Raw genomic sequence first — 18266 nt, 5'->3', positions numbered from 1 at the left:
TTTATTAATTTGACTTTCTTAATATTCAAACCATTAAGTTAGTACTTACTATGGCTTAACCGCCTGGTAAGCATCAATAATATGCTTTACTTGGCTAGGTTTGCCTTGCTTCTCTTGTCCTTGATGGATACGTAAGTAGTGCTGCAATGTTTTGGCTTTGTATTGCTGTGATACCTTCACTTGTTCATCACAACTTGATGTCCAGATCTTGTCACCGACGTTTGATATCTCGCTAACGGTTTGGCTCTTTTCTGAATCACCGCGACTATTACTCACCAATAAAATCTCGTAGTAACGACGGTTCTCTTCAATCAACACTTCATCAATAAGACCAAAATGGATCGCCTTTAAATGGCTTCTCAACTCGAATTGCTGATGCACCGGACAAAGCAAGAAATCGATCGCTTTGTCTGGGTGTTGACGATGAATATCATCGACGAGCTTTTGAGTAAGATCGCCACCGACGCCCGCAATAATCACCAGGTGTTTGCCAGTATGTTTCTCAAGCGGGATAGCGGCGACATCCATACAGTAGACTTGCCATTGGCTAGTCACTTTCTGTTCTGCTATTGCACCTTGCGGAAAGTAACGCGTAAGTTTGCTTTCCAAATCGCTCATAAGAGACGGGACAATATCGACAAAGTGAAGCTGAGGTGCTTTATTATCCGATAACAGTTGAACACCCAAAAAGCCATGATCACAGCAACAGTCCCAAATATGCTGGTAGTCATTGCTGACAAGGGAGTGGAGAGTTTGCAGTCGGTTACTTAGCTTCATAAGGTTCGCGTCGTTAGAAAAGGGGTGTTGTCTTATCGAAGGCGCATTGTAATGACTTTCTAGAAAAACAAAAGCACCTAGGGTGTGAATCCTAGGTGCTTTGTAGTGGCTACAGAAATGTAAGTATAGGTTTACGATGCTTTGGCAACGGCTCTGATATGGCCTTCCACTCGGTTCTTACCAAGTTGTTGCGCGATAAGTTTCGCTTGTTCCGCCAGCGCTAAAGCTGAGTCTGTTTCACCCTCTATTTGCGAGTATCCCACGCTAACCCCTAGCGATAAGGTGATATCTGGAGTGACGATGGTTTTCTCCGCGATTGCGACTCTGCACTGGTCTAGCTGGAATTTGGCATCTTTCACATCATTGGCTTTGAATAATACTGCGAACTCCTTTCCTCCAACACGAGCCAAGCAAAGTCCCTTTGGCTTGGGGAAGTAACTGCGTATCGATTCTGCAGTCAGCTTGATCATCTTGTCGCCCACCGCTTCACCGTAGGCTCGGTTTACGTGGTCGAAGTTATCGATATCAAGCAGAGCGACATAGGTATCGGGCTCGCTCACGTAGTTTTCGATGGCGATGTTGAAACTGCTCTTATTGTCTAACTGCGTCATCAGATCTTTGCTGCTCAATTGATGTTGAAGCAGTAAGTTAGACAAAGAGACTTCAGTGTAATCACGGATCATTCGTAGAATACTCTGGCTGATCGGTAAGTTTGCGTTTACGTACAACACTGCGATCAACTGCTGACGAGAGTGCAAAGGAATACAGTAATGACGTTGGTGTATTTTGAGTTTACACGCCAGTGGATCGGCGTACTTACCACTTCGGTAAGCCATAGTGTCCGGTGTAAATCGCTCTGCAAGGGCTTTGTCACAATGTACCGTGGATTTGTTTCCGTGATAGTCGATGGTACTGAATGCGTGGTTCTCAAGCTGATAGAGACAGAATTGAATGCCTTTTTGGTAGGTGAAACTATCCAGTATGGATTTTAACTCTCGCTTAAAGCTTACAAGGTCATCGACTTTATTCAGTTGCGACAAGGACACGTTCAAACGATAAGCCAGATAGTTGGCACCAATCCACAATAGCAGGAGTGAGCCCAGTACTAAGCCCGTCAACGTAAATTGATGTGAGCTGGTTAAGATGTCATGGCGGTCAGTGCCCGCAATGAACACCCAATTTAAGCTGTTGTCTGCGTCAAACACCGATATTTTGAAGTTATCTTGATAGTAGTATTCGTGCTTACCAACGGTTTCACCTTGTGAGAGTTGGTGGCTGATACCTGCGTGATAGCTGACTGATTTAGATCCGATACGTTTTGGATCTGGGTGAAAGACCAGTCGTTCTGTTGCTCGGTCAACGACAAACACATAGCCGTGATTAAGCGTTTTTAAGTCTCTTAAGCCTTGTGTGGTGTGTAAAAGGTCAAACTCAATCCATATTTCTTCATTCAATCTTTCCGCCGTGTGTTTAACTGCGAACACCCAACGACCATCTGCTTTCTGGTAAATCGAAGAGATGTAGAAATCTTCAACCACACTGTCTATTGAGCTCCATTTTATGGCGTCGATTTGTTCATGGGAAAGAGGTAATCCACGACTTGATATATATTGTTGGGATTGTGGTTGGTATCGAACGATATCAGAGAAGTTTGGTGTTCTTTCTAGAATATTATCACTCAATTCTCTGAATTTTTTATCACCAATTGGAGCCGTTTTAGGTAAGCCTAGACTGGTTTCTAAAAAATAGAGTTTGCCGAATGTGGCTTCGATGTTGGAACGAATGGTAGAGCTTGCGATACGAATGTTTGTTGATGATTGTTCTGTTGCTGCTGTTTCTACTTTTTCAAGCTGAGCCACAGCAAGATAGAGCATCCCTCCAGTTAATAAAATAATGTATGGTTTAAAAAGCCGAATTAATGTTTTAGGTAAAGCCATGATATCCAAAGACGTTATAGATTCATTTTTATAGTACGGCAATACTAAACAGTTTCATTAACCACATCAATGCAAATGATTCCATATGGATGAATGATTTTTGTGATATTCAGCTAACAAAAAAGCCAGTTATAAATATAACTGGCTTCTATGGTTTTCGGTGTTTTATTAAGCTGACTAAGCTTTTTCTTCAATCAAATCAGCCTGATCTGGCGAGTAGTGCAAAATGGCCATCGAAGTTGGCGACAACAACATTTCACCTTCTGCATGACCGGGTTTGACGTTTCGCGAGTTGGTATCACAGATGGTTACCCAGTTTTGTTCACGATCATTAGGTAACGAGAAACGTGCTGGCGCATTGGTTTGGTTGATAAGATAAATCAACTCGTCGCCATCTTTACCAATACCTAAATGCAAAGCTACAGAGCTTAAACGGTTCCAATCGTCATGCTCCATCAGTGTGCCATCGACACGGCTCCAGAAGATGCGGTTAGAGTTACGCTTTTCGCCACTGAATGCCTTAATAAACGGCACCATGTATTGCTGACGGGCAGAGATCATTTCAGATAACCAAGTCTTAAAGTAAGTCTTGCGCTCTGAATCTTCCCAGTTAAGCCAGCTGGTCACGCCATCTTGGCAATAAGCGTTGTTGTTACCTTTTTGAGTATGAGATAACACATCGGCTGTGAGAATATGTGGAATACCAAAAGCAAACAGCAGGCTCACCATGAAGTTGCGTTTCTGCTTTTCACGTGTCGCGATAACTAACAGGTTTTCGGTTTCACCTTCAACACCGTAGTTTTCCGAACGGTTGTCGCCGTGTCCATCGCGGTTGTTCTCACCATTCTCTTCGTTGTGCTTATGCTTGTAAGAAACAAGATCCTGCATGGTGAAGCCATCATGGTAAGTGATGTAGTTGACGGTTAATTTATACGGCCAGTGCGCAGCACTGTAGATGTCACGTGACCCCATCAAACGGGTTGCAAACTCTTTCAGATAGCCTTGATCACCACGCCAGAAGCTACGAGTGATGTCTCGTAGTTTGTCGTTACACTCATTCCAGCCTAGCGGGAAATTACCCACTTGGTAGCCATTCGGACCGATGTCCCAAGGTTCTGCAATGAGCTTGGTTTCTTTAAGTACAGGGTCTTGAGCCACAGCTTTAAAGAATGCTGCCTCAGGGTTGTAGTTATCACCCTCGCGTCCCAGCGTTGCTGCTAGGTCAAAGCGGAATCCGTCGATTTGGAACTCACTTACCCAGTAGCGAAGCGTATCCATCACTAGGTTAAGTGCAGGCTGGTGGGTGAGATCAACGGTGTTACCACAACCCGTGAAGTTCGCGTAATGACAGCCATGTTTAATGTAGTAGCGGCTATCTAGCGCTTTGAGGTTGAAGGTTGTACCACCTTCGCCACCTTCTGCCGTGTGGTTGTACACCACGTCTAGAATGACTTCGATGCCATTGCGGTGAAGTTCACGAATTGCGGTTTTGAGTTCATTAACGGCGTCTTTTTCTGCGTAGCGTGGGTCTGGCACCATGAACAAGTATGGGTTGTAACCCCAATAGTTCACTTTATCCATGTCCAAGAGATGAGGCTCATGCATGCACGCAGCAACGGGTAGAAGCTGTAGAGAGTTGATATTTTGTTGTTTGTAGAACGCAAGCATTTCAGGGCTCACTAACCCTAAGTAACGACCTTTGGTATTGGCTGCCACTTCTGGGTGCAGTTGAGATAGGCCTTTTACATGCGTTTCAAAAAGAACAGTATCTTCGCGGCTAATGCGCGGCTTTTCTACGTCTTGCCAATCGAAGGTGTCATCAACAACGACACATTTCGCCATAGCAAAGCTTTTTTCATTGGTATATGGCGTGACGTAATCGAGCGGTTCGCTGATTGCTTTGGCATACGGGTCTGAAAGCAGGATAGGGCCATTGTCCGTTTCTGCAATGAAGCCGTATTTTTGTCCCGCTTTAATACCATCAATAAAGACATACCTGATATCAGCGTATTCATTTTCTAATTTATAAGTGGTGAATTCGTCGTTCTCGTCAAAAAGAGCGAGAGAGAGAGATTTACAGTCAGGAGAATAAATTGAAAAGTTACAGCCAGTGTTACCTAGCGTTGCGCCTAGTGGATAAGGGCGAGCGAGCGTTCTAGTCATTGCTTGATTTCTTGTTCGTTTATCGACATCAGTGAACTATAAGTAAAAAGCTTTGTCACAGTAAGGTCAAGCAACTTCACAGAATAATTACGGTTAAAAAAATAATTCATCGATGAAGTTCAAATTATATATTTGAAGTAGATCTCACTTAAGGTGAATAATTAGATCTGTGTGCTGCCTACTCCTCCTAGATTAAGTGATCTACCTCTTTAAAACACCGTTCTGTATATTTTCTACTCCCTTCTCATCCCCCTTAATTTAGTTCAGGGTGGAGGAAGTCAAACTTGTCATCCCCTCTTAATATTGACCCCGTTGAAACGAATCAGGGGAAACCCTAAACCTCTCTATCTTACGACTACCATTACTGCCTTTGGTTGCCGCAAGAGAGCAAAAATATAAAAACCTAATATAAATCGTCCTTAATGGAGTTAAGAATGAAAAAAGTAAGTTTGATTGCTGCTGCAGTGGCAACTACATTAGCTGCTGGCTCTGCGTTCGCTGTAGATTTTAATGGCTACATGCGTGCTGGTACTGGTATTAGCGGAAATTCTGGCGGTGACGTATCTGTAAACAAAAACGGTATTGGTCGTCTAGGTAATGAAAATGACAACTACTCAGAGTTTGGTTTTGCAGAAGAGCTAAAAACTGGTGAGCAAACGTGGCGTCTAGAGTCAATGATTGCTTCTGGTGCAGACGGCGCAAATGGTTGGGAAGACGGTGACTTCAACGTTGCACAATTTGCTGTTAAAGCCAAAGGTGTAATCGCTTCAGATAAAGAAGCAACGCTTTGGGCTGGTAAAACATACTACCAACGTAAAGATATCCACATCACTGATTTCTATTTCCTGAACACATCAGGTACTGGTGGTGGTATTGAAAACCTATCTATTGGCGACCAAAAGCTTTCTGTTGCGTTAATTCAAGATAATGGTTCACAAAATGTTGAAAATGGCACGAAAGCGGTTCTAACTGCCGCTGGAGAAGCAGCACTAAAAGCTTGTGATGGTAGTGCGACTTGTGAAAAAGTAGTTTTGGATGACCCAACTAATTACGAAGATGCTACAGCTTATAAAGGCGAAACAGTTAATGGTTATATCGCAGATGTTCGCTTAGCAAACATTGGCCTGTGGTCTGATGCGTCTCTAGAAGTTGCATTAGCTTACAACTTCGCTACTTCTAGTGATGGCCAATCACTGAAAGGTGATGATGGTCTATTAGTTACAGGTATTATCCACCAAGGTATGGATAATGGCTTTAACCAAACTGTATTACAGTACGGTACTAACGGTTACGGCGTACAAGCGGCTAACTTCTGGGGTGCTGGCGCATACTACGACCGTTCAGGCGACCAAAATGATGCAACAGGTTATCGTTTGATCAACTGGGGTGTTATGAACCTAGGCGAATCATGGGAAATGGGTCACCAACTTGCTTACCTAGCTGGTTCTGAAATTGGTGCTTCTAAGCAAGACATCGATCAGTACTCTGTAGTGGCTCGTCCAATGTACAAGTGGAACGACACAATGCGCACAGTATTTGAAGCTGGTTACAATGCTGGTGAGAAAATCAACAGCGCTGGTACTGGTGTAGAAGACTTTGGTAACGCTAAATTCACAGTAGCTCAAGCTTGGGCTATGGGTGACAGCTTCTGGGCTCGTCCTGAAATCCGTGTTTACGGTTCTTACATCTTAGACACTGAAAATGACGATGCATTTGGTACAAATGAAGATACTGAATACGTATTCGGTATTCAAGCAGAAGCTTGGTGGTAAACACCTAGCTTAACCAATCCTAAACTGTCCTAATTCATAGCCGGCTCGCGTCGGCTATTTTTTTAAGGAATGTACGATTAAGTTGATCGTTCCCTAGGTGAATAGTTCTCTTTGTGGTAATTAAAGTTAGTAAATTTCTTAAAAAAATAACAAGAAGGAAGGGTTATGTATTTTAAAGCTCTAATGTTGAGTGGTTGTGTTGCGTTGGCCGGTTGTCAATCTGCACAAGTAGTCGAGCAAGTGCAAGTGGCACAGGCTGAACAAGTTAACTCTATTGCTGGTCTTCAATTTGCCCCGATGAAGCTTCCAAGCTCGGCAATTTTCGATGTAACACCAGACAGTCAAATTTTAAACTATCAGGGTATAAACAGCCCTGTAGTAGCGATCGAGCTACCAGCGGATCGCGGTGAATACTCTATTAAGATCACCAGCATGATCGGTGATACAGCATTTGTGCCGAATGCCGTGATTTACGATAAAAACGGTCGCGAGTTAGAGCGTTATGGCAAAGAGAGCTTCGAATACGCGAAGCCTAGGTTGCATTTGGGCAACCGTCTTGTTGCAGAAAATGATTTTTACCCACCGACAACTGCTGAATCTGTTTACTTAGTTATCTATACAGAGCAAGAAGATCTTGGTGGTTTTACTGATGTCATTCACCCTGCACGTTTAGATGCTGAAGGCCGTGGTAACTATTTGCCAGAAGTAGAAGACATTCCCGTTCCAAATGCGAATGTCGGTAAGATAGAAGTGACTATTGATAGAGTGGGCTTCTTCTCATTTGGCTCTAGCAGTGAATCTAACGCTAAACCAGCGGCAGCAGCTAAGGTTGAAACAATTCAACCAGAAACACAAACTTACTACCATAATGCCATTCAAGCAGCAGTAGACGCAGATAATATTCCCAAAGCTCTGAGCCTACTAGATGAAGCAAAAGCCCTTGGTATTGAAGGTGCACAAGAAGCCTTTGTGCGAGCCGTCAACGCCAAGTAATATAGATAAAGGGTTCCTTTAAAAGTGCAATGCTTGTAAGTTAAGCATCGGTTAGCATCTTCTAAGGAACCCTATCGAATACCGCTTTAATGTATATGCTTTTTATTTGCAATGTTCAGCAACTTTCTCGCCTAAAGGGACTTCTGTATTTTCGCATTTTGATACGTGACCAGTAGTCGTTTCCCCTGCTTTATCCGTTTCCATATATTGATCAACATTACCGTTGCTTTCAAGTGTTTGCAGTGCCTGTTTGTGCGCGGCATTTTCAGCTTGTATTTGTTGCGTTGTTGCAGTGCTAGGAGTATGTGCCAGGGCGCGAGCAGCGTCGGTAGATTCTACAAGATCAGTGGTATTAGCCAAAGCCATCCCGCCCATCAATGCTGTAGTCACGATGCCCATTTGGATGGTTTTGATGATATGTTTACGGTTCATGGAAGTTTTCCTAATCAAAATTTAACGACACCGCAAACAACTGCGGTGTTTTGCTGTTGATAGAATATTACATCGAGAATTGAATGTATTTTAATCGTAATTGTAGGGCGTAACCCTTCAAAAAAGGCTGCCAGGATTAATTCTGTTCACTTAAGGGAGAGCGGCATTCCTACTATGATATATCGTTAAGATCTGGTTTTAATGGTTCTAAGGAATATCCTTTCCCTTTAGTTCTAAGTTTTCAGCCATGTAATCGAATGTAGGGGCTATAAAGTATGGTTGGAAATGCCCCGAATTTTAATGGGCGATGCAGTTGTTTATTATTTGCTTAAATCTGCTGGGTTCAATAGTTGTAAAAAAGGGAGACTGACGTCTCCCAAAGGCTAGCTTTCGCTGGTTTTATTATCTTTTTATTAGAATCTAAGCTTTATAGTTTAATTCTTGGTTACTGAAACAACTGGGCCATCTACGTCGTCATCCAGCTCGTGAATCGCATTCAGAGTGAATGTATAGCTACCAGCTTCTGTTACGCTTAGTTGGCAGTTACCATCAGCATCAGTACCTAGGTCGATTGATCCATCAGCAAGTTCAACTGAATCACAACCAAAGTTAGGTGTTTTCCAATCTGCATCTGCAAACTTGAAGCCATAGTCTCCCGCTTCCAAAGTACCCGTTACAGAGTAAACCCCATTAGCAACAAAGCTCATTGCCCAATCATCCGTTGCGCCCCATCCATTCATGTCACCTTTAACGTAAACCGTTGTTTGCCCGTATGGCGGAATGCTAGATACATCTTTATCTGAGTTATCGACTGGCAGACCGACACCTTGCGCATCGCCTTGTGCCTGTACAAATACAGCGGTGGTTAATGCAGGTACTGTGAAGGTTTCAGCGGCGAAGCTTGCTCCTTTTACAATGTCATCTTCAGAATTTTGTTGAACGGTGTGCAGTGCAAAGCCGGTTGCTCCTGTGATTTTGAATGATTGAGATTTATTAGTTGAGTTTACAACTGCCACAATCGCATCATTTGCAGGGTCAAGATCGTCGCCCGCAGACACGCCATCATCGATCGACATGACAATCAGGCCTTCGACTTGATCTTCGCCAACGTTACGGAAGTCGACACGCTTCATAACTTCGTCAGCTGTATCTAAGCGGAACAGTTCGCTTGAGCTACGGATCTTTAATAGCTCTAGGAATTGCTGCTTAGTCAGCTCAATGTCGTCTGAGTCTGGTTTAGCCGCGCTGTCAGCAATGATTGTTTTGATCAGATCCCAGTTCGCACCATCTTTATCTTCACGAGGTAAGCCAACATTCCAGTTGTTGTCCGTCCCATCAAACATGACGCGGTTGTACCAGTCACCAGAATCGTAAGAATCGCGCTGCATAGACTTAGATCGTAGCAGTTCAGAACCCATATGGATGAATGGTATGCCTTGGCCTAGCATCACGGTAGAAAGCGATACAGACTGCATACGCGCACGCTCTGCAGAGCTAGTACCAGTGGCGATCTTGTAAGCGTTGTTATCCCAAAGTGTTTGGTTATCGTGTTTGGAAACGTAAGAGATGTTCTCGGAAGGCATCTTGGTGTAACCAGCTGGCGCGCCGTTGTAATCAACGTTTTTACCCAGTTTGGTATCGCCTTTGTAATCAATCAGTACGTATTCTGCGAGGTTACCTGCCATACCTAAACGAACAAGGTCTTGGTTATGTAAACGACCATTGATCGAATCTTGATCAACTTTGGTTTCTTCGTTGGCAATCGCTGCGTTACCAAAGCCTTGGTTAAAGCGAAGTGGGTGGTTCCCTTCTGAGTCGACACCACCATCGAATGGGCTACCACCACGAACGGCGTCACGCAAACGGTCTGAGAAGGTACCGATTTCTGTACCTGCCATGTTGATTTGGTTCGCTTGATCGAAGCGGGCGTTGTTGGCGACTTCACCAAAGTCCCAGCCTTCCCCGTAGAACAGAGTATTCGGGTCGATTTTGCGCACTTCTTCCAATGCTTCGACCATTACATCTTTTGGCTGGTGGCCCATCAAGTCAAAACGGAAACCATCCACTTTGTAGTCGTCAGCCCACACCTTAAGTGAGTCAACCATCAATTTACCCATCATCAGGTTTTCGGTCGCAGTGTTGTCACAACAAGTCGAGTTTTCTACGCCACCAGTGTTGACGTTAAGACGGTGGTAGTACCCAGGGACAATCTTATCCAGTACCGACTTATCGTTCACACCAGACGCATTGGTGTGGTTGTATACCACGTCCATGATCAGCTTAAGATCCATGTCGTGCGTAGCTTTGACCATCTGACGGAATTCGAGAATACGCTGAGAACCATTAGGATCGGTCGCGTAACTTCCCTCAGGAACTGTGTAATGGAATGGGTCGTAGCCCCAGTTGAAGCTATCAAGCATACGAAGGTCATTCATTAATGCTTGTGCGTCACCCGTTGAAGGGTCATAACCATCGAGTACGTCTTCGATGACTTTGTTTTCGTCTTCGCTTCCACATAAGGTAGCTGTCGGTTTTACATCACACAGTTTTCCTACGGTGTCGGTGATATCAACACGGCTCGCGGCATCTTCATCGACGGTAGCGATATCAAATGCTGGTAAGATATGCAGCGTAGTTAAACCTGCTTCTTGGAGAGCTTGTAGGTGTTTGACCGACTCACGATCGGCTTCTGTAAGAGCGAGGTACTTGCCATTTAGGCTAGCTGTGCCGAGCTTATCGCTGAAACTAAAGTCACGTAGGTGTGATTCGTAAAGTACGTGGTCTTCGTCTTTCTCTACGGTTGGTCGTTGGTAGTTGTCCCAGTTCGCTGGTTTCAAGGTTGAATCATTCAGGTCAATCACTTGAGAGTATGCTGAGTTCTTTGACAAACTGAGAGAGTATGGGTCTGTCACAAGGCGAGTTTCGATATTGCCTGTGGTTGGGTGATAAACCTTCACTTGGTAACGGTAATAACTGTTCACTGCATTAGACACGGCATCAGTCGCCCAAATGCCTGTCTCAGTGTTTTCCGTCATCGGGATTACTTGTGAACTTAGCAGATCTTCACTGTATAGAACGAGTTCTACATCTTGCGCGGTTGGTGCCCAAAGCTTGAAGGTCGCCGCACTGCCTTCAACAATTGCGCCTAGTTCTTCAGCCATTGCATTACCAGCATCTTCGCTAGCAAATACCGCATCAAGCACACCAGGTTTTTGAACCTCAGTTGAAGAGATAACATCGCCATTGGCATTGTAGGCAACAAAAATTATCTGAGATTTTAAAATAGTGCGAAGTGTGCTGTCGTCAACATCGATAGCTAGGGCAGGTAAGCTTGCAAGGTGTCGGAAACGCTCTTTCAATTCAGAAGATAGTTCTCCGTCTTTGCTTAGTTCAATTGCAGTTCCACCGACAATCTCTTTGTCATCGTTCATTGTGATGCTGTTGTCTAGTGCATAGAAAAGCTTCACAGAGTCTGCATTGCTAGCCGCTTCCCAACCAATTGTGGTTGCATCTAGCCAGTGTGCTTTTTGACCATCAATATTGACTGGTCGCTCTGAAATAGGGTCGTAGTACAACTCGCTGCTGCCATGGAAACCAAATACGCCTTGTGAATCGCCAAGCTTAGTTAACTCGACTTTTGAGTTCGCACTGCCAAATGCTTTCTCATCACCATTGTGCAAGATGAAGTTCATGCATTTGTGTGGGTCAGAGGCATCTGGGTCAACTTTCAACACATAATAGGCACCGTAAGTATCGCTGATACCATCATATTCGTAAGGGCTGTTCCAGTCGGTTCCGGTTTCACTTAATCCCATGCCGACTAAATCTGTGCTGGTACAGCCTTCACCATTCCAAAGGTGCAATCCCCAACCGTCGTAAGTTGAGCCAGATGAGCTGGCAGCGGCAACATCGCGTTTGTAGTAAATAACGACTTCGTTTTCAGCTGCAGGGTATAAACCACTGTTGCCAGGGGCTGTACCGTTGTCGCTATCATTATCACTACCACAACCCGCGATCAAAGTAGCGGTGAAGAGCGGTAACATTGCTTTGGCCAATGTAGAGCGTTTGAAGCTCTTCTTTTTGGTATTGTTGAAGGTATTTCGTAGAGAGATAATTTTATTAATATTTATGTTGTTCACGTTTTGATATCCATATTTCACTTTTTATGAAGATGAATATCCTAGCTTTAACCAAGGTCAACTATTTGTGATGGCAATGTATAAAGTTATTTTAAATTCGTAAATATAGGAAACCTAGTGTCAATATCACGCTTTGTATTTGGTTATTGTTAAATTAATTGGATCAATGACTCATTTGCATAATATCAATAATGTAAGGCGTAGAGGCTAGGCGTAGTTAATAAGGATGAGAGCTCATCCTTATTATTGTGAGTAATATATCGAATTGAGAGAGTGTTAATTTAATGTGGAAATTAAGTTATTTATCAATTAGCTAAAAGCGAGCTGTTCGGTAATTTATATTGATAGGTATATCATCCATTTAAGGATAACACCCAAGCCAAAGACGCCAGCGGTTTCAATTCAATATTAAAACTGCCAACACTGTTCTCAATGTCGAGCACTTGTTGCGCTATGCCTTCAATATATTCATTGAGTATGTAACGACCATCAACTAATTTGAGTTTTTGGATTACATCACTTGGAATCTTTAAGTGAATATTTTCAGTGGTATGTTGGCTGAAATTAGCTGCAACAATGGTTAGCTCTTGGTGGTCAGAGCGCAGAAATGCGTAGACTGAATCACTTAAGTTACAGCACTGGTGTAAGTCTTGGTAATCACCTGTTATCGATGAGTGCTCTAGCGAAAAGTTCATTACCTTTTGATAGAAGTGACGCAGCTGCTTTTCGTTTTCGTCTAATAGCCCGCCATCGAATGCGCCGTGGTTCATCCACTTTTGGTGTTGTGGGACTCCGATGTAGTCAAATATGGAAGTTCGTGAGGGCTGTCCAAAGCCTGCATTCTCCGCGCCCGGTTCGCCGACTTCTTGCCCAAAGTAGATCATGGTTGGAGAACTACTCAATAACGCGCTGACTAGCATTGCAGGCTTCGCTATATTTGGGTCACCTACAAATTCAGGAGACGCGATGCGTTGTTCATCATGGTTATCCAAGAAGTGCAGCATGTGATGTTCAATATCCATCATTTGATGTTGGATTTTGGGGATGATAGCCGTGGAAGTATTGCCTAGCATGATGTCTTTTAGACCGTCGTACAGATCTACTTTGTCATAGAGGTAGTCCATTTTGCCTAAGTGGATATAGTCGCGATATAAGTCCGGTTGGTACACCTCAGCCATTAAAAAGGCATCTTGGTTTTTCATCTTTATAGATGAATTAAGGTAGCTCCAAAATTCGACTGGAACCATCTCAGCCATATCGTAGCGAAACCCATCAACACCTTTATTCAACCAAAACAAGGCGATATCTCGGAATTTAGCCCAAGAGTTAGGCACATAAACAGATTCCCAGAAACGGAAATGATCCATGTAATTGCGTTGAGCATAGTCACTCGGTAGTTCAGGGAAGTCTTTTGAACCGTCTGGTCGCATGCCATAATTGATTTTCACCGTTTCATACCAATCATCGAAACTAGGCTTGGCTAAACGTGAGCCGTTACCTGTCCATTTGGCGGGCGTCTCTATAAACGGGGAGTTTAGGTTGGGATGCTGTTCACCACCTAGCGGCGTAAAGGCGGGCTCTATGTCTGGCAATTCAAAGGTGCTGTTGGGAATGTAGTAGAAGTTATTGTCTTTGTGGTATTCCAGCGTTGTGTCATCTTGAGCGCCGAAGTCACTGACACCTTCTGGGTTGTTTAAGCCTTTATAATGACGCGCAACGTGATTCGGTACGATATCGATAATCACTTTTAAACCATTGTCGTGACTTCTTTTGATTAGTGCCTCGAACTCCTCTAGTCGGCATTCAGGGTTGTCTGCGAGATCTGGGTTTACGGAATAGTAGTCTTTGACGGCATATGGTGATCCCGCACGGCCTTTTACCACGCTAGGGTGATCGTCTGAAATACCAAGGTGCTTGTAGTCATTGATGAGCGCATGATGTGGCACTCCGGTATACCAAATATGAGTCATACCGAGTTTGCGGATTTCAGACAGCGCTTTGTCGGTAAAATCACTGAACTTACCGACGCCATTTTGCTCGATTGTGCCCCATGGAACATGTTGGGTGTTTTTATTGCCAAATAAACGCGTAAAAACTTGGTAGATGGCGTACTTTTGGTTGTACATATTTATAATTCCTTTAACTTCCACCATGTTATGTAGGGATGAAAGGGCTTGTTTATTCTTTGCAGGCTAACCGAATTACAATATGCCTTACTCATCCTTATCAAAATCTACAGGGCGTAATTGCTACAGTATGTGAGCTGTTGCTCAAAAGGAGTCATGTTGTCTTCATCTATTCAAATCGTTATCACTTATTTGGTTCTGGTGGCGGTGTCTGTGTTGTTTGCGGAAAGTTCTAAAGCGCTGTTGGTGTGGTATTTGGTTATCGGTTTCGTGACGTTTTTTGTGTACGCGAAGGACAAGCGAGCAGCGATCAATGGCAATTGGCGTGTGCCAGAGAAAACTCTGCATATTTTTTCTGTTGCTGGTGGCTGGCTAGGGGCGTTGATCGCTCAAGATAAGCTGCGTCATAAAACGCAGAAGCAGCCGTTCAGAGCCATATATTGGGTGACAGTGGCAGTGAATGTTGCGGCGTTTGTGTGGACGTTAACGCCGAGCGGGCAGACGATGTTTGGTCGTTGGCTTAGTGAACTTGTGGGTTATTTATAAAGAGAATAACGGTTAGCACAGGAGTACCAACCGTTAAAATACAGAAGTTATTCGACTAGAGCATCGGAATGGTCGATGCTAGAAGCAAGCCTGCCATACCGTAGTTGAAGCTTTTGATACGGACTGGTGTTGTTAACCAGTGTTGCAGTTGTTTACCTGCCGCTGTCCAGAATGTCACGGATGGTAAGTTGGCGAGCGTGAAGATACCTGCGATGATCGCAAGCTCCCACCATGAACTGCCGCTGCTATAGACTGAAATTGCCGTCAGCGCCATCGACCAACCTTTCGGGTTCACCCACTGAAAACTTGCCGCGCCGATGAAGGTCATTGGCTTATAAGCCTCGGTGCTTTTGGCTTTGCCGCTCAATGCTATCTTAATTGCAAGGTACACGAGGTAAGCAAGGCTTAGGTATTTCAAGATTTGGTGAGTAACCGGATAAGCGTTGAAAATGCCCATTAAACCGAAACCAACCAGCAGCAACATGGCAGCAAACCCTAGAGCAATGCCCAGCATGTGCGGAATAGTACGGGCAAAGCCAACATTGGCTCCTGATGTCATGAGCATGATGTTATTTGGACCTGGTGTGAAGGTCGAGACAAACGCAAACAAGGCAAGTGCGCTAAGTTGTTCTAAAGGCATTATGGTTCTCCAGCAGTAAAATGAACGAAGTGACTGACCGGTCATGACTTTCACGTGTTGAGAAACATAGTAGGTGGAAAGTGAGGCAATTATGTGCTTTTATTTCCTCAATTATCACTTAATGCACAATAATAAGTACTTATGGATAGATTTGACGAAAGGATATTGCAAGAGCTTAAATTGGACGGCAGAATCTCCAACATTGAGCTTTCAGAACGGATTGGCTTGTCGGCTTCTGCGACCTTAAGGCGCGTACAAGATCTTGAGCGTAAAGGTATCATTCAAGGTTACCGTGCGGTTCTGGATAATGGACTGATGGGGGTTGGTTTTATTGCTTATGTTTCGATTGGGTTATCAAGCCACAGCAAAGCGGCTCAGCTGGAGTTTGAACAGCACGTCAGTATGGAAAAGGAGGTAGTGGAGTGTCACAACATTACCGGTGCCAACGAATACTTGCTAAGGGTAGAAACCAAAGATCTACCGGGCTATAAGAAGTTTCATGCCGATGTGCTTGGGGAATGTGCTCAGGTGCAATCTATTACGACCATGGTTGTGATGGATACACCCAAAGACGAACGCTAGTCGAGTTTTAATTCAGGAGAGGCACAGTGCCAAATACCAATCAGTTGTTATTGTTCTTAGATGTGGTTCAACAAGGGTCGTTTACCAAAGCGGCAACCTTACATGACATGGACAACTCATCACTCTCTAAACAGATCAAAAAGCTTGAGCAAGATTTAGGTGTTCAGCTGCTTAACCGCTCTACACGCTCGTTTTCGTTGACGTCGGCCGGGGAAGATATTCTCGCACAAACCTATGTGCTGAAAGACACTATCAATCAGATCCAAGGAATTGCAGATTCATACCAGTCTGAACCCAAAGGTGTGCTACGAATTACTTCACCGATCTATTTTGGGCAGCAATATTTGCAACCTATCATCACTCAGTTCATGAGAAAGTACCCAGATGTTCAGATCGTACTTTCACTAGACGATAAGATCGCCAACATCATTGCAGGGCAGTTTGATATCGCGTTTCGCTTCAGTAAGCTTGTTGAATCGAATTTGATTGCGAAGAAGATTGCCGACAGTAATTTCATGTTGGTCGCGTCAAACGATTTTGTGAAGCAGCACGGTGAACCGAAAACGCCACAAGATCTACTCGCTCTACCTGCGGTGATTTATACCAATGGTGATATGACGGTCGACCATCTGCGCATTAGTGAAGAGCCGGGAGGTAATACCTTCCAGAGCCTGACGATTCGTGGCAACTATAAGGTGAGTGATGTTCGCACCATGGTCTCTTGCGTAAAAGATGGCTTAGGCTATGGCTTCCTTGACCAATCAAACCTGTATGCCTCAATGAAAGATCTGGGCTTGGTTACGTTGCTTCCAGATTACCCGATTTCTACAATCGATACTGCAATCTACGCTGTCTATCCGCACCGTAAGCAGACCAAACTGGTCAAAGAGTTTATTACTACAGTTCAAGATTATATTGGCTCTCCGACCATTTGGGAGAAGATGCAGCAAGGTTAGTTGTGTTTCTAATAGTTCAAACTAAAAAGGAGCCAGATCGTCACACGATCTGGCTCCTTTTTAATTGTTCCGGCTATCACTGATTTACAATGTAAAGCTTAGCTATAGCTGGCGTGAACGGCTCATATTCACTAATACCTATTAATGCTCATGAATCACTTCTTTACCACTCGGATAAGCTTTGGTACCTAGTACATGACCATCAACTTCTTTGCCATAGTAACCTTGGTGATTGTGGTAGCGCTTAGCATTGCTAGCAACATCACCCTTGTATCGAGGATCTTGTGGGCGTTCATGACTATTCACAAATGCAGCCACATCCCATGCATCTTGAATCGAAAGTTGCTGGCTCTTTCCAAGCGGCATGTTTTCATAGATGAAATAGGCAGCGGTGTTCACCCGGTGCATACCCGCGCCCCAGTTATACGCGTTTTCGCCCCACAATGGTGGAAAGTATGAACGTCCGTCAGCCCCTTTAATACCTTCACCATTTTGACCATGACAGGTTTGGCAGTTGGTTTGGTAAACCTTTTCACCACGCGCTATCGATGGCTCTTGTTCAGGATTATCAATCTTAGGATAGCCACGCCCTGCCAACTTACTGCGGCCATCGATTGGGTATTTGCTTAACAGCTCTTCAGGGAGAGGGAAGCTTTCCGCTTTACCACCGACTTGTAAGTCGGCATCGCTAATCTCAGGAACGGGTGTATCTTGCATGCCGTTCTTGTCTAAGATGCCGCCCATCGCCAGCCAGTATGAATACGCCGTCAGTGCGACCATCTCTTTTGAACCCTCAGCCGGTGGCAGACCATTCATTGAGTAGGTGAAGCAACCTTGGATACGTTCTGCGTAGCTGTTTACCTTGTCATTCTTAGAACGATACGCAGGGTAGGCCATGTACGCACCCCAAAGAGGGGCAGCGTTAGGCTTCATGCCCGCTTGCATGTGGCAGTTGACACAGTTTTGTTCATTGCCGACGAACGTACCACGCATCTGTTGTGAATCGACAAACAGCGAATAACCCAATTTTACTTTGTCGCCAAATTCCCCAGCAGGGATATCAACCAAGTCTCGTGGCACCAGATATTTGTTATCTTGAGGCTTCTCAACGGCTGGCAGTTCGGTTTGGCGATCGGGCAACTCTGCTTCGGCATAAGCGATTCCAGAGGCAAGGGTTGCGGTAATTAGAAGTAATGTTTTCAT

The 18266-nt window shown here is 44.3% G+C and carries 13 protein-coding genes; 5 read left to right on the top strand and 8 right to left on the bottom strand.

The genetic code is table 11. The features are described 5' to 3' along the window. Nucleotides 1–48: 48 nt before the first annotated feature. The 3 genes from AB4558_RS14675 to glgX form a co-directional block, all read right to left on the bottom strand. Entirely contained in the window at nt 49–777 is a 729-nt protein-coding gene (locus AB4558_RS14675; RefSeq protein ID WP_029236367.1) for a tRNA (adenine(22)-N(1))-methyltransferase TrmK, read from the bottom strand. Between the two features lie 131 nt (nt 778–908). Beyond that, on the bottom strand, nt 909–2651 hold the full coding sequence (locus AB4558_RS14670; protein WP_372111695.1) for a diguanylate cyclase domain-containing protein: 1743 nt from the start codon (nt 2649–2651) through the stop codon (nt 909–911). Nucleotides 2652–2891: 240 nt separating this feature from the next. Continuing rightward, nucleotides 2892–4877 (bottom strand): glycogen debranching protein GlgX, encoded by a 1986-nt coding sequence (glgX, locus tag AB4558_RS14665; RefSeq protein WP_372111693.1) that lies wholly within the window; start codon nt 4875–4877, stop codon nt 2892–2894. A gap of 434 nt (nt 4878–5311) precedes the next feature. On the opposite strand from glgX, the gene lamB reads away from it, so the two are divergent. Beyond that, complete coding sequence (gene lamB / locus AB4558_RS14660; protein WP_372111691.1) at nt 5312–6649, top strand: maltoporin LamB; 1338 nt, start codon at nt 5312–5314, stop codon at nt 6647–6649. 165 nt (nt 6650–6814) lie between these two features. Continuing rightward, the gene (locus AB4558_RS14655; protein ID WP_017058852.1) at nt 6815–7642 is read left to right on the top strand and encodes a MalM family protein; all 828 of its coding nucleotides are present in this window, start codon (nt 6815–6817) and stop codon (nt 7640–7642) included. A 102-nt stretch (nt 7643–7744) separates the two neighbouring features. On the opposite strand, the gene AB4558_RS14650 is transcribed toward AB4558_RS14655, so the two are convergent. The 3 genes from AB4558_RS14650 to AB4558_RS14640 all read right to left on the bottom strand — a co-directional run bounded on the left by AB4558_RS14650 (nt 7745) and on the right by AB4558_RS14640 (nt 14339). Next, the gene (locus AB4558_RS14650; protein ID WP_017058851.1) at nt 7745–8074 is read right to left on the bottom strand and encodes a hypothetical protein; all 330 of its coding nucleotides are present in this window, start codon (nt 8072–8074) and stop codon (nt 7745–7747) included. Between the two features lie 434 nt (nt 8075–8508). Continuing rightward, a complete protein-coding gene (gene pulA, locus AB4558_RS14645; protein WP_372111688.1) occupies nt 8509–12213 on the bottom strand; it encodes a pullulanase-type alpha-1,6-glucosidase in 3705 nt (1234 codons plus the stop codon). A 353-nt stretch (nt 12214–12566) separates the two neighbouring features. Then, nucleotides 12567–14339 carry an alpha-amylase family glycosyl hydrolase gene (locus AB4558_RS14640; RefSeq protein WP_017064221.1) on the bottom strand — a complete coding sequence of 591 codons (1773 nt, stop codon included), beginning with the start codon at nt 14337–14339 and terminating at the stop codon, nt 12567–12569. Between the two features lie 156 nt (nt 14340–14495). On the opposite strand from AB4558_RS14640, the gene AB4558_RS14635 reads away from it, so the two are divergent. Beyond that, nucleotides 14496–14885 (top strand): DUF1294 domain-containing protein, encoded by a 390-nt coding sequence (locus tag AB4558_RS14635; protein WP_017064222.1) that lies wholly within the window; start codon nt 14496–14498, stop codon nt 14883–14885. 55 nt (nt 14886–14940) lie between these two features. Here AB4558_RS14635 and AB4558_RS14630 read toward each other — a convergent pair whose 3' ends face one another. Beyond that, entirely contained in the window at nt 14941–15525 is a 585-nt protein-coding gene (locus AB4558_RS14630; protein WP_017058847.1) for a LysE family translocator, read from the bottom strand. 141 nt (nt 15526–15666) lie between these two features. Here AB4558_RS14630 and AB4558_RS14625 point away from each other — a divergent pair, with 141 nt between their 5' ends. Both AB4558_RS14625 and AB4558_RS14620 read left to right on the top strand, forming a co-directional pair. Further along, on the top strand, nt 15667–16107 hold the full coding sequence (locus AB4558_RS14625; RefSeq protein WP_009845852.1) for an Lrp/AsnC family transcriptional regulator: 441 nt from the start codon (nt 15667–15669) through the stop codon (nt 16105–16107). 26 nt (nt 16108–16133) lie between these two features. After that, nucleotides 16134–17063 (top strand): LysR family transcriptional regulator, encoded by a 930-nt coding sequence (locus tag AB4558_RS14620; protein ID WP_372158886.1) that lies wholly within the window; start codon nt 16134–16136, stop codon nt 17061–17063. Nucleotides 17064–17204: 141 nt separating this feature from the next. On the opposite strand, the gene AB4558_RS14615 is transcribed toward AB4558_RS14620, so the two are convergent. After that, nucleotides 17205–18266 carry a c-type cytochrome gene (locus tag AB4558_RS14615; RefSeq protein WP_102320676.1) on the bottom strand — a complete coding sequence of 354 codons (1062 nt, stop codon included), beginning with the start codon at nt 18264–18266 and terminating at the stop codon, nt 17205–17207.

It is taken from the genome of Vibrio sp. 10N.222.51.C5, assembly GCF_041474575.1.
In the GTDB taxonomy this organism is placed as follows: Bacteria; Pseudomonadota; Gammaproteobacteria; order Enterobacterales; family Vibrionaceae; genus Vibrio; species Vibrio crassostreae_C.
The sequence above is the reverse complement of the archived record's forward strand: the minus strand, read 5'-3'. Positions and strand labels throughout refer to the sequence as shown.

Bases quoted from the DNA above. Each gene is read 5' to 3' on its own strand.
- AB4558_RS14625 (WP_009845852.1), top strand. From the start codon at position 15,667: ATGGATAGATTTGACGAAAGGATATTGCAAGAGCTTAAATTGGACGGC.
- AB4558_RS14640 (WP_017064221.1), bottom strand. From the start codon at position 14,339: ATGTACAACCAAAAGTACGCCATCTACCAAGTTTTTACGCGTTTATTT.
- AB4558_RS14675 (WP_029236367.1), bottom strand. From the start codon at position 777: ATGAAGCTAAGTAACCGACTGCAAACTCTCCACTCCCTTGTCAGCAAT.
- AB4558_RS14670 (WP_372111695.1), bottom strand. From the start codon at position 2,651: ATGCTCTATCTTGCTGTGGCTCAGCTTGAAAAAGTAGAAACAGCAGCA.
- AB4558_RS14635 (WP_017064222.1), top strand. From the start codon at position 14,496: ATGTTGTCTTCATCTATTCAAATCGTTATCACTTATTTGGTTCTGGTG.
- lamB (WP_372111691.1), top strand. From the start codon at position 5,312: ATGAAAAAAGTAAGTTTGATTGCTGCTGCAGTGGCAACTACATTAGCT.
- AB4558_RS14615 (WP_102320676.1), bottom strand. From the start codon at position 18,266: ATGAAAACATTACTTCTAATTACCGCAACCCTTGCCTCTGGAATCGCT.
- AB4558_RS14630 (WP_017058847.1), bottom strand. From the start codon at position 15,525: ATGCCTTTAGAACAACTTAGCGCACTTGCCTTGTTTGCGTTTGTCTCG.
- glgX (WP_372111693.1), bottom strand. From the start codon at position 4,877: ATGACTAGAACGCTCGCTCGCCCTTATCCACTAGGCGCAACGCTAGGT.
- AB4558_RS14655 (WP_017058852.1), top strand. From the start codon at position 6,815: ATGTATTTTAAAGCTCTAATGTTGAGTGGTTGTGTTGCGTTGGCCGGT.
- AB4558_RS14650 (WP_017058851.1), bottom strand. From the start codon at position 8,074: ATGAACCGTAAACATATCATCAAAACCATCCAAATGGGCATCGTGACT.